General features: G+C 66.4%; 12 protein-coding genes. 8 read left to right on the top strand and 4 right to left on the bottom strand.

The window, feature by feature from the left end; translation table 11 throughout:
- Positions 1-147: 147 nt before the first annotated feature.
- The 6 genes from NUU27_RS23595 to NUU27_RS23620 all read left to right on the top strand — a co-directional run bounded on the left by NUU27_RS23595 (position 148) and on the right by NUU27_RS23620 (position 5,227).
- Positions 148-1,284 carry an ABC transporter substrate-binding protein gene (locus NUU27_RS23595; RefSeq protein ID WP_257764749.1) on the top strand — a complete coding sequence of 379 codons (1,137 nt, stop codon included), beginning with the start codon at positions 148-150 and terminating at the stop codon, positions 1,282-1,284.
- Positions 1,285-1,457: 173 nt separating this feature from the next.
- Entirely contained in the window at positions 1,458-2,378 is a 921-nt protein-coding gene (locus NUU27_RS23600) for a branched-chain amino acid ABC transporter permease (protein WP_257764750.1), read from the top strand.
- A gap of 9 nt (positions 2,379-2,387) precedes the next feature.
- Entirely contained in the window at positions 2,388-3,359 is a 972-nt protein-coding gene (locus NUU27_RS23605; RefSeq protein ID WP_257764751.1) for a branched-chain amino acid ABC transporter permease, read from the top strand.
- A complete protein-coding gene (locus NUU27_RS23610) occupies positions 3,352-4,101 on the top strand; it encodes an ABC transporter ATP-binding protein (RefSeq protein WP_257764752.1) in 750 nt (249 codons plus the stop codon). The genes NUU27_RS23605 and NUU27_RS23610 overlap by 8 nt, the downstream gene beginning before the upstream one ends.
- Positions 4,098-4,784, top strand: coding sequence for an ABC transporter ATP-binding protein (locus NUU27_RS23615; protein WP_257764753.1), 687 nt, complete (start codon positions 4,098-4,100; stop codon positions 4,782-4,784). Before NUU27_RS23610 ends, NUU27_RS23615 begins: the two co-directional genes overlap by 4 nt.
- Positions 4,785-4,819: 35 nt before the next feature.
- Positions 4,820-5,227 carry a RidA family protein gene (locus NUU27_RS23620; protein ID WP_257764754.1) on the top strand — a complete coding sequence of 136 codons (408 nt, stop codon included), beginning with the start codon at positions 4,820-4,822 and terminating at the stop codon, positions 5,225-5,227.
- 1 nt (position 5,228) lies between these two features.
- Here NUU27_RS23620 and NUU27_RS23625 read toward each other — a convergent pair whose 3' ends face one another.
- From NUU27_RS23625 to NUU27_RS23640, 4 genes are read right to left on the bottom strand one after another with little or no spacing between them, the layout of a single operon-like run.
- Positions 5,229-6,128 (bottom strand): metal ABC transporter permease, encoded by a 900-nt coding sequence (locus NUU27_RS23625; RefSeq protein WP_257764755.1) that lies wholly within the window; start codon positions 6,126-6,128, stop codon positions 5,229-5,231.
- Complete coding sequence (locus NUU27_RS23630; RefSeq protein ID WP_257764756.1) at positions 6,125-7,000, bottom strand: metal ABC transporter permease; 876 nt, start codon at positions 6,998-7,000, stop codon at positions 6,125-6,127. Before NUU27_RS23630 ends, NUU27_RS23625 begins: the two co-directional genes overlap by 4 nt.
- Positions 6,997-7,908, bottom strand: coding sequence for a manganese/iron ABC transporter ATP-binding protein (locus NUU27_RS23635; RefSeq protein WP_257764757.1), 912 nt, complete (start codon positions 7,906-7,908; stop codon positions 6,997-6,999). Before NUU27_RS23635 ends, NUU27_RS23630 begins: the two co-directional genes overlap by 4 nt.
- Entirely contained in the window at positions 7,905-8,798 is an 894-nt protein-coding gene (locus tag NUU27_RS23640; protein ID WP_257764758.1) for a metal ABC transporter substrate-binding protein, read from the bottom strand. The genes NUU27_RS23635 and NUU27_RS23640 overlap by 4 nt, the downstream gene beginning before the upstream one ends.
- Positions 8,799-8,995: 197 nt before the next feature.
- Between NUU27_RS23640 and NUU27_RS23645 the strand changes: the two genes are divergently transcribed.
- Positions 8,996-9,427, top strand: a complete 432-nt coding sequence (locus NUU27_RS23645; protein ID WP_257764759.1) for a Fur family transcriptional regulator — start codon at positions 8,996-8,998, stop codon at positions 9,425-9,427.
- Positions 9,428-9,776: 349 nt separating this feature from the next.
- The coding region (locus tag NUU27_RS23650; RefSeq protein ID WP_308219998.1) for a 5'-3' exonuclease H3TH domain-containing protein at positions 9,777-10,799 on the top strand (1,023 nt) is incomplete at its 3' end.

A 10,799-nucleotide genomic window follows, 5' to 3' on the forward strand; every position in this document is an offset into this window, starting at 1 on the left:
ACCCTCTCCCCGCAAGCGGGGAGAGGGAGGCATAGACGTCGCAACCGTCCTCCTTCTCCCCGCCCGCGGGGAGAAGGTGCCGGCAGGCGGATGAGGGGCAGACACCTGCCCTTGCAGATACACGGGAACCGAAAAAGGGAGACTTCCATGAGGAAAATACTTGCAGCCGGCCTTCTGGCGTTTTCGACCGGCGTTGCCGGCCAGGCCTTCGCCGAACCGGTGAAGATCGGCATGATCACCACGCTTTCCGGCGGCGGCGCGGGCCTCGGCATCGATGCGCGCGACGGTTTCATGCTCGCCATCAAGCAGTCGGGCAATACGGAGATCGAGGTGGTCACCGAGGACGACGCCCAGAAGCCGGAACTGGCCGTGCAGATCGCCGACAAGATGGTGCAGAGCGACAAGGTGGACCTGATGACAGGCATCATCTGGTCGAACCTGGCGATGGCCGTGGTGCCGGCCGTGACGGCGCAGGACGTCATCTACCTGTCGCTCAACGCGGGGCCCTCGGCGCTGGCAGGGGCCGGCTGCGGGCCGAACTATTTCAACGTCGCCTACCAGAACGACAATTTCCACGAGGCGATGGGCGAGGCGGCCAACAAGGATTACAAGAAGACCTTCATCATGGCGCCCAACTATCCGGCCGGCAAGGATTCGCTGACCGGCTTCAAGCGCTATTACAAGGGCGAGCTGGCGGGCGAGATCTACACCAAGCTCGGGCAGACCGACTACGCCGCCGAAATCGCCCAGATCCGTGCTTCGGGCGCCGATTCGGTGTTCATCTTCCTGCCCGGCGGCATGGGGATAGCCTTCACCAAGCAATATGCGCAGTCCGGCGTCGGCCTGCCGCTGCTCGGGCCGGCCTTCTCCTTCAGCCAGGACGTGCTGCCGGCGATCGGCGATGCAGCGATTGGCGTGAAGAACACCGCCTCCTGGGCGCCCGACCTCGACAACGAGACCAACAAGACGTTCGTAGAGGGCTTCAAGGCCGCCTATGACCGGCTGCCGTCGGTCTATGCCGCGCAAGGCTACGACACGGCGAACCTGATCCTTTCGGCGGCCGCCAAGGCCAGCGTCAAGGACAAGGACGCCTTCCGCGCGGCCCTGAAGGAGGCGGATTTCAACTCGGTGCGCGGCAAGTTCTCCTTCAACACCAACAACCATCCGATTCAGGATTTCTATGTCCGCGAGGTGGTGAAGGACGGCGACACGCTGACCAACAAGATCGTCGGCACCGCCTTCACCGACCACAAGGACGCCTACGCGGAAGAGTGCAAGATGTAGAGGCGCTCCCTTCTCCCCGCTCGCGGGGAGAAGGTGCCGGCAGGCGGATGAGGGGCGGACGCCAAGCCTTGCAGATCAAGACGCTGCCTCTCACCCTCACCCTCTCCCCGTAAACGGGGAGAGGGAGTCTTCCACGCAGCACCAAATCCCAAACCAGCCCGCGAAAGCCACCCGTGTCCATAGCCCTCCTCATCGAGCAAATCCTGAACGGCCTGCAGTTCGGCGTCATGCTGTTCCTCATGGCGGCCGGCCTGACGCTGATTTTCGGCGTCATGGGGCTCATCAACCTGGCGCACGGCTCGCTGTTCATGGTCGGCGCCTTCGCCTGCGCGAGCGTCGCCGCGGCGACCGGCTCGTTCTGGCTCGGTCTCGTCGCCAGCCTGGCGGCCGCCGCCGCCGCGGGCGCCGTCGTCGAGATCCTGGTCATCCGCAGGCTCTATGAGCGCGATCATCTCGACCAGGTGCTCGCCACCTTCGCGCTGATCCTCATCTTTTCCGAAGGCACGCGCTGGGTGTTCGGCTCGTTCCCGCTCTATCTCGACATTCCCCGGCTGCTCGCCGGCGCGGTGGCGCTGCCGGGCGGCGCGCAGTATCCGGTCTACCGGCTGGCGGTGATCGGCGTCGGCATCGCGGTCGCCGTCGGGCTCTACCTGCTGATCGGCAAGACGCGGCTCGGGATGCGCATCCGGGCTGGCGAGAGCGACCGCGAGATGATCGCCGCGCTCGGCATCGACATCGGCACGCTCTACACGCTGGTCTTCGCGCTCGGCGCGGCGCTGGCCGGTCTTGCAGGTGCAATGGTGGGAGCCCTTCAGTCCGTGCAGGTGGGCATGGGCGAGCCGGTGCTCATCCTCGCCTTCGTGGTCATCGTCATCGGCGGCATCGGCTCCATCAAGGGCGCGCTGGTCGGCGCCGTCCTGGTGGGGCTGACGGAGACGCTCGGCCGCTTCCTGCTGCCGCATCTGTTCGGGCTGATGATGCCGCCCTCGGCCGCCGCCACGGTGGGCGCGGCGATCGCCTCCATGCTGATCTACGTCGTCATGGCGCTGATCCTCGCCTTCAGGCCGCAGGGCCTGTTCGCGGCCAATGGGTGAGGCGCCTTTATGACCCGCGAAACCGCCATCAGCATTCTTTTCGTGCTTGCTCTTCTCGCTGCGCCCTTCGCTGCGCAGGCGATGGGTGAGCCCTTCTACATCACGCTCGCCACCCGCATCGCCATCCTGGCGCTGGCGGCGACCGGGCTCAACATCGCGCTCGGCCTCGGCGGCCTGGTCTCCTTCGGCCATGCCGCGTTCTTCGGCATCGGCGGCTATGCGGCGGGCATCCTGGTCACGCACGCCTTCAACGGCGAGCCGCTCCTCGGCGGCCTGCCGGGCACCAACCAGATGATCGTCATCTGGATCACCGGCGCCCTCGTGGCCGGTCTCGTGGCGGCACTGATCGGCCTCATTTCGCTCAGGACGTCGGGCGTCTACTTCATCATGATCACCCTCGCCTTCGCGCAGATGATCTACTATTTCGCCATCTCCTGGCCGGCCTATGGCGGCGAGGACGGGCTGTCGATCTATGTGCGCAACGCCTTCCCGGGCGTGAACACGCTGGCGCCGATGAGTTTCTTCCTGATCTGCTTCGTCCTGCTGGCGGCGGGGCTGGTGCTCTTCGCGCTGATCCGCGCGTCGCGCTTCGGCGCCGCCCTCCAGGCCGGCCGGCAGAACGAGACGCGGCTTGCCGCCGTCGGCATCGGCCCGTTCCGCATCAGGCTCGTCGCCTTCGTGCTGTCGGCCATGGTGACGGCGGTCGCCGGCGCGCTGTTCGCCGACCTCAATCGCTTCGTCAGTCCGTCCATGTTCTCCTGGCACATGTCGGGCGAGCTGATCGTGCTGATCATCCTCGGCGGCGTCGGACGGCTTGCCGGGCCGCTTGCCGGCGCCGTCGTCTACGTGCTGTTCGAATTCGCGCTGGGCGGCGTCACCGAGCACTGGCAATTGTTCCTCGGGCTGATCCTGCTGGCCGTCGTGCTGTTCGCGCGCGGCGGCGTCATGGGCCTGGTGGCCGGGAGGGCGCGGCATGGCTGAGCCCGTTCTGGAAATCCGCAATCTCAGGAAGAGCTTCGGCGCGCTGAAGGCGACGGACGATGTGAGCCTCGACCTCAAGGCCGGCGAGATCCACGCGCTGATCGGCCCGAACGGCGCCGGCAAGTCGACGCTGATCCACCAGATCGCCGGATCGCTGAAGCCCGACAGCGGCGAGATCCGTTTCGAGGGGCGCGACGTGAAGCCGCTCGACATGGCGGCCCGCGCCCGGCTCGGCATGGGGCGCACCTTCCAGGTGTCGTCGCTAGCGCCGGAATTCTCGGCGCTGCGCAACGTCATGCTGGCGGTGCAGGCGCGCGCCGGGTCGAGCTTCCGCTTCTTCAAGCCTGTCATGCGCGACGGGAGCCTCACGGAACCCGCCCGCGAAGCGCTCGCCCGCGTCGGCCTTTCGGACCGCGCGAACGTGCCGGCCGCCGAGCTGTCGCATGGCGAGCGGCGGCAGCTGGAGATCGCCATCGCGCTGGCGCTGGGTGCCAGGGCATTCCTGCTCGACGAGCCCATGGCCGGCATGGGGCCGGAGGGATCGCAGGCGCTGACCGCCTTCCTCGACGGCCTGCGGGAGGAGGCGCCGATCCTGCTCATCGAGCATGACATGGACGCCGTCTTCGCGCTTGCCGACCGAATCTCCGTGCTCGTCTACGGGCGCATCGTCGCCACCGGCACAGTGGAGGAAATCCGCAACCATCCGGCCGTGCGCGAAGCCTATCTGGGAGACGGCGCATGAAACTGCTCGAGATCGAGGCGCTGCAGACCTTCTACGGCAAGTCGCAGGCGCTGTTCGGCGTCGACCTCGCCGTCGAGGAGGGCGAGGCGGTGGCGCTGATGGGCCGCAACGGCATGGGCAAGACGACCACCATCCGCTCCATCTGCCACCTGACCCCGGCGCGGGAGGGCAACATCAAGTTTGCCGGCAAAGACATCACGCGGATGCGGCCGCACCGCATCGCCCGGCTCGGCATCGGCCTGGTGCCGGAGGGGCGGCGCTGCTTTCCCAACCTGACGGTGGAAGAAAACCTTCTGGCGGCCGCGCGCCCCGGCAAGTGGACGCTGTCCGGCGTCTACGCGCTGTTCCCCCGGCTTAAGGAGCGGCGCGGACAATATGCGCGCACTTTGTCCGGCGGCGAGCAGCAGATGCTGGCCATCGGCCGGGCGCTCGCCACCAACCCGCGCCTCGTCATTCTCGACGAGGCGACCGAGGGGCTGGCTCCCGTCATCCGCCACGACATCTGGCGCGCCATCCGCGCCATCCGGGCCGAGGGCCAGTCGATCCTCATCGTCGACAAGACGCTGAGCGAGCTTCTGCCCGTGGCCGACCGCTGCGTCGTCCTGGAAAAGGGGCGCACCGTGTGGACCGGCGCGCCGGACGTGCTGGACGCCGAAACGCAGCAGCGCTTTCTCGGCGTGTGAGAGCACGCACAGTCTGACAGCATGAAGGAAATGCCATGACCGCTCCCGTTCACCAGATCCTGCAGCCGGCCGACTGGGCGCCCGCCAGGGGCTATTCCAACGGCGTGGTGGCCGCGGGGCGCACCGTCTTCCTGGGCGGGCAGATCGGCTGGAACCGCGATCAGGTCTTCGAGACCGAGGATTTCATCGGGCAGGTGCGCCAGGCGCTGGAAAACATCGTCGCCCTGTTGAAGGAAGCCGGTGCCGGGCCGGAGCACGTGGTGCGGCTCACCTGGTTCATCACCGACAAGAAGGCCTATACGAGCCGCCTGCGCGAGCTGGGTGAAGCCTACCGCGCCGTGATGGGCCGCAACTTCCCGCCGATGAGCGTCGTGCAGGTGACGGCGCTGATCGAGGACCAGGCCAAGGTGGAGATCGAGGCGACGGCGGTTCTGCCGAGCTAGATCATTTGCGGCCTGGGTTGACCAGCCCCTCACCCGAGCTCGGTGCGCTGCTGTCTGTCGCGCGCGCGGCATCCTCGAGCGCGTTGCGGCGCAGCGTGTAGAGGAAGGCGCCGACGAACATGACGGTCATCACCAGCACGATGGTCGGCGCCGGCGCGCTGTCGAGGAAGAAGCTGAGATAGACCCCGAGGAACGATGCCGAGAGCGCCACGGCGAGGCTGGTGATGAGCATGCGGTCGAAGCGGCGGGCGAGCAGGAAGGCCACCGCGCCGGGGCCGATCAGCATGGCGATGGCGAGGATGATGCCGACCGCCGTCAGCGCCGCGACGATGGTCAGGGAGAGCACCGACAAAAGCCCGTAATGCAGGATCACGACCGGCAGGCCGATCGCCCGCGCGTGCTGTGCGTCGAAGGCGGCGAGCAGCAGGTCGCGGCGGAACAGCAGGATGGCCGCCGAGGCGCAGACTGCGATGATCCCCGTCTGCGCGATATCGCCCCAGGACACGCCCAGCATGTCGCCGAACAGGATGTGGTCGAGATGCACTTCGGTGCGGATCTTGGTGTAGAGAAGGAGGCCCAGCCCGAACATGCCGGAAAACACCACACCCATGATCGTGTCCTCCTTCACCCGGCTGTTTTCCTTGAGATAGCCGATGCCGAGGACACAGATCATGCCGGCGGCAAAGGCGCCGACGGCGAAGGGGATGCCGACGATGTAGGCGACGACGACCCCCGGCAGCACCGCGTGGCTGACGGCATCGCCCATCAGCGACCAGCCCTTGAGGACCAGGAAGCAGGACAGCAGCGCCATCGGCGCGGCGATCAGCAGCGAGATGATGAAGGCCTGCTGCATGAACGGGAAGGCGAAGGGCAGCATCAGTGTGTCGATCAGCGCGCTCATGCCCGCGTCTCCCGCATCGGCGCTTCCAGCGCCTCGCGCGCCCTCCTGCGGGCGGCGAACAGCCCGTGCTTGGGTGCCAGCAAGAAGGCGGCGAGGAAGGCGAGCGTCTGCAGCACGACGATGATGCCGCCGGTCGCCCCGTCGAGGAAATAGCTGGCATAGGCGCCGATCAGGCTCGACAGCGCGCCGATGGCGACGGCGATGGCGACGAGGCGCGGGAAGCGATCGGTCAACAGATAGGCGGTCGCTCCCGGCGTCACCACCATGGCGATGACGAGGAAGGCGCCGACCGTCTGCATGGCCGCCACGGTGCAGGCGCTGAGCAGGGTGAAGAAGACGAGGCGCAGGAAGCCGGGATTGAGGCCGATGGAGCGGGCGTGGTTCTCGTCGAAGAAGGCCACCATCAGGTCCTTCCACTTCACGGCGAGCACCGCCAGGGTGATGCCGGCGATGAGGACGAGCTGCAGCGTGTCGCCCGGCGTGATGGCGAGGATGTTGCCGAGCACGATGGTCTGGATGTTCACCGCGGCCGGCGACAGCGACACCATGAACAGGCCGAGGCCGAAGAAGGAGGTGAAGATCAGGCCGATGATGGCGTCCTCGCGCAGCCTGGTGCGCTGGTTCAGGAAGAACATGGCGCCCGCCGCCAGCCCGCCGGCGAAGAAGGCGCCGATGGAAAAGGGCAGGCCGAGCATATAGGCGCCGGCGACCCCCGGCACGATGGAATGCGAGAGCGCATCGCCGATCAGCGACCAGCCCTTGAGCATCAGATAGGCCGACAGGAAGGCGCACACGCCGCCGACCAGCGCGCTGACCCACATGGCATTGACCATGTAGCCGTAGGAGAAGGGTTCGAGAAGAAGGGCGCTCATCGGCCGGAGGTCCTCTTCCTCGAGTTATTCGAGGTCTCTTCGCCCTCGCCATAGATCACGAAGGGCCGTTCGTCGTCGGTGAGCACGGTGAGGCTGCGCGTGTCCTTCTCGGCGTCCTCGTGCAGCTCGGCGCCGCCCAGGGTGAACTGACGCAGCACGCCGCCGAACGCCTTTTCGAGATTGGCGCGGGTGAAGACCTCAGCGGTCGGCCCGGCGGCGAGCACCGTCCGGTTGATGAGGACCGTGCGGTCGCAGAAGCGCGGCACGCTGCCCAGATTGTGCGTCGACACGAGAATGACGTGGCCCTCCTCGCGCAGGGCCTGCAGGAGGGCGACGATCGATTCCTCGGTGCGCACGTCGACGCCGGTGAAAGGCTCGTCGAGCAGGATCACGCGGCCCTCCTGCGCCAGTGCGCGGGCCAGGAAGACGCGCTTCTTCTGCCCGCCGGAGAGCTCGCCGATCTGCCGCTTGCGGTAATCGGCCATGCCGACGCGCTCGAGGGCGGCGGCGACCATGTCGCGGTCTTCCTGGCGCGGCCAGCGCAGGAAATTCATGTGGCCGTAGCGGCCCATCATCACCACGTCCTCGACGAGGACCGGAAAGTTCCAATCCACCTCCTCCGCCTGCGGCACATAGGCGACGACGTTGCGCTTCAGCGCCCGTCCCGCCGGCTCGCCGAAGATGGAGACGGCGCCCCTGGCGACGGGGACGAAGCCCATGATCGCCTTGAACAGGGTGGATTTGCCGCTGCCGTTGACGCCGACGAGGGCGGCGATGGTGCCGGTGGGGATCGAGAAGGTGGCGTCGCGCAGCGCCGTGTGGCCGTTGCGGTAGGTCACCGTGACGTCACGGACGTCGATGCCGGCGGATCCTGCCGCGCGCCTGCGGTCGACGAGAGGGGCGTTCATTGGCCGTCGAGCCCCTCGGCGATGGTCTGCGTGGTAACCCGCAGAAGGTCGAGATAGGTGGGGACCGGCCCGCCGGCATCGCTCAGCGAATCCACGTAGAGGACGCCGCCATAGCGGATGCCCGTCTCGCGCGCCACCTGCTGCGCCGGATCGGGCGAAACGGTGCTTTCGGAGAAGACGGCCGGCGCACCGGTCTGGCGAATGCGGTCGATGACATGCCGCACCTGCTGGGGCGTGCCCTGCTGATCGGCGTTGATCGGCCAGATATAGAGCTCCTGGAGGCCGAAATCGCGCGCCAGGTAGCTGAAGGCGCCCTCGCTCGACACCAGAACGCGCCGTTCCTGCGGGATGGCGGCGAGACGCTCGCGGATCGGCGCCACGGCGGCGGTGATCTGCTGCTTGTAGGCCTCGGCGTTCCGCGCATAGACCGCCGCATTGTCGGGATCGTGCTCGGAGAAGGCGTCGCGGATGTTGTCGACATAGGTGAGCGCATCGCTCGGCGACATCCAGGCATGCGGGTTGGGCTTGCCCGTGTAGGGGCCCTCGGCGATGCCCATGGGCTCGACGCCCTCGGAGACGACGACGCTCGGCACCTCGCGCAAATTGCGGAAGAAACGCTCGAACCAGAGTTCGAGGTTGAGCCCGTTCCACAGGATCAGGTCGGCGTCCTGCGCGCGAAGGATATCGCCGGGCGTCGGCTGGTAATTGTGTATCTCGGCGTTTGGCTTGGTGATCGATTCGACGATCGCCGCCTCGCCGGCGACGTTGCGCGCCATGTCGGCGATGACGGTGAAGGTGGTCACCGCCTTGAAGCGTTCTTCCTGCGCGAGCGCCGGCGCTCCCGCAAGGACCGTAACGAGCAGGACGGCCAGACCCTTGGCTAAACCCATGAAAATCCCCTGAACAAGGTACAATGCGATGTGACGATGCAAAAGCTAGGGCGAAAGCGGGCGCGCGTCAACGCAATTGCAAATCATTTGCATTATAAAGTGCGACGAGGCCTGAAACGATGGGTTTTTCAGGCGGGACGAGGGTGCCGCGGCAGGGAATCTTTGCAACTGGTTGTCATCTGGCGCATAGTCCGGGCATGAATCAGCACGCGAACCACAAGCCGGATTATGAGCGGGAGATGCGCCGCTCGGGCATCAGGATCACCCGGCCGCGCAAGATCATCCTGCAGATCCTGACGGAGACCGACGATCATCCGGACGCGATGGAGATCTTCCAGCGCGCCTCGGCGATCGATTCCAGCATCTCGCTGTCGACGGTCTACCGGACGATGAAGCTTCTGGAGGGCATGGGAGCGATCCACCGCCATGCCTTCGAGGGCGGGCGGGCACGCTTCGAACAGGCGGGCGGCGAGCACCATGACCATCTGATCGACATCGACACGGGCGACGTCATCGAGTTTCACTCGCGGCGGATCGAGGCGCTGCAGGAGGAGATCGCCCGCTCGCTGGGCTACGACATCGTGCACCACCGGCTGGAACTCTACGGCAGAAAGCGCAAGAAGGGCTGAGATCGATACAGGCCCCCCAAGAAGCAAGTGCCGCCGTGGTGGAGGGGAAACCACGGCGGCCATGCTTGAAACACCGCGGCAGCCCGGAGAGGGGGGATGAGGCTGCCGCTATTTGCCCGGATAAGGCGGGGGACGAGCCTTGACCGGACCACGGCGAAAAATGCCGCTGTCTGTTATTTTGTGCTTGAACGTGGCTATTCAAGGGCACGGACATTACAACTTCGTAACAAAGCCGTGATGAAGAAGTGGTAGACGACGTTCACCCTTGTCAGCACAGATGCTGTCCAGAAGGGGGTTTCACCCCCTTTGCCATGGACAGGCGGAGGCCGCCGCGCTACCCGTAGCAGCCATGAAAAAAGGCGATCATCTCTTCCTCGTTGACGGTTCGGGCTACATCTTTCGCGCTTACCACGCGCTGCCCCCGCTGACCCGCAAATCCGACGGCCTGCCGGTCGGCGCCGTGGCCGGTTTCTGCAACATGCTGTGGAAGCTGCTGCGCGATGCCCGCGACACGGATGTCGGCGTGACCCCGACCCATTTCGCGGTGATCTTCGACCATTCGTCGAAGACCTTCCGCAACGATCTCTATCCGGAATACAAGGCCAACCGGTCAGAGCCGCCGGAGGACCTGATCCCGCAGTTCGGGCTGATCCGCGAGGCGACGCGCGCCTTCGACCTGCCCTGCATCGAGCTCGCGGGCTTCGAGGCCGACGATCTGATCGCGACCTATGCCCGGCTCGCAACCGAGGCGGGCGTCGACACGACGATCATTTCTTCCGACAAGGACCTTATGCAGCTCGTCACCGACCAGGTGTCGATGTACGATCCGATGAAGGACCGCGAGATCCGCATCCCCGAGGTGATCGAGAAGTGGGGCGTGCCGCCGGGAAAGATGATCGACCTGCAGGCGCTGACGGGCGATTCGGTCGACAACGTGCCAGGCGTGCCGGGCATCGGCCCGAAGACGGCGGCCCAGCTCCTGGAAGAATATGGCGACCTCGACACGCTTCTGGCGCGCGCCGGCGAGATCAAGCAGAACAAGCGCCGCGAAAACCTGATCGAATTCGCCGACAAGGCACGCATCTCGCGCGAACTGGTGCGGTTGCGCGCCGATGCCCCCATCGAGGAGGCGCTCGACGCCTTCGAGCTCAGCCCGCCCAACGGTCCGAAGCTGATCGGCTTCCTGAAGGCGATGGAGTTTTCGACGCTGACGCGCCGCGTGGCCGAAGCGACCGGCGCCGAGGTGGCAGAGATCGAGGCGGCCCATGTGGAGGTCGAGACGAGCGAAACCGCGCACGGCCCGGACATGGGCGCTTCGGCGAAGGGCGAAGAGGGAGCGCCGGCCCCGGCCGGCGCCGCCGGCGCGGGCGAT

It is taken from the genome of Nitratireductor sp. ZSWI3 (assembly GCF_024655565.1).
Classification (GTDB): domain Bacteria; phylum Pseudomonadota; class Alphaproteobacteria; order Rhizobiales; family Rhizobiaceae; genus Nitratireductor.

Coding starts and splice junctions, on each gene's coding strand:
- NUU27_RS23595 (WP_257764749.1), top strand. CDS start 148: ATGAGGAAAATACTTGCAGCCGGCCTTCTGGCGTTTTCGACCGGCGTT.
- NUU27_RS23605 (WP_257764751.1), top strand. CDS start 2,388: ATGACCCGCGAAACCGCCATCAGCATTCTTTTCGTGCTTGCTCTTCTC.
- NUU27_RS23610 (WP_257764752.1), top strand. CDS start 3,352: ATGGCTGAGCCCGTTCTGGAAATCCGCAATCTCAGGAAGAGCTTCGGC.
- NUU27_RS23615 (WP_257764753.1), top strand. CDS start 4,098: ATGAAACTGCTCGAGATCGAGGCGCTGCAGACCTTCTACGGCAAGTCG.
- NUU27_RS23620 (WP_257764754.1), top strand. CDS start 4,820: ATGACCGCTCCCGTTCACCAGATCCTGCAGCCGGCCGACTGGGCGCCC.
- NUU27_RS23625 (WP_257764755.1), bottom strand. CDS start 6,128: ATGAGCGCGCTGATCGACACACTGATGCTGCCCTTCGCCTTCCCGTTC.
- NUU27_RS23630 (WP_257764756.1), bottom strand. CDS start 7,000: ATGAGCGCCCTTCTTCTCGAACCCTTCTCCTACGGCTACATGGTCAAT.
- NUU27_RS23635 (WP_257764757.1), bottom strand. CDS start 7,908: ATGAACGCCCCTCTCGTCGACCGCAGGCGCGCGGCAGGATCCGCCGGC.
- NUU27_RS23640 (WP_257764758.1), bottom strand. CDS start 8,798: ATGGGTTTAGCCAAGGGTCTGGCCGTCCTGCTCGTTACGGTCCTTGCG.
- NUU27_RS23645 (WP_257764759.1), top strand. CDS start 8,996: ATGAATCAGCACGCGAACCACAAGCCGGATTATGAGCGGGAGATGCGC.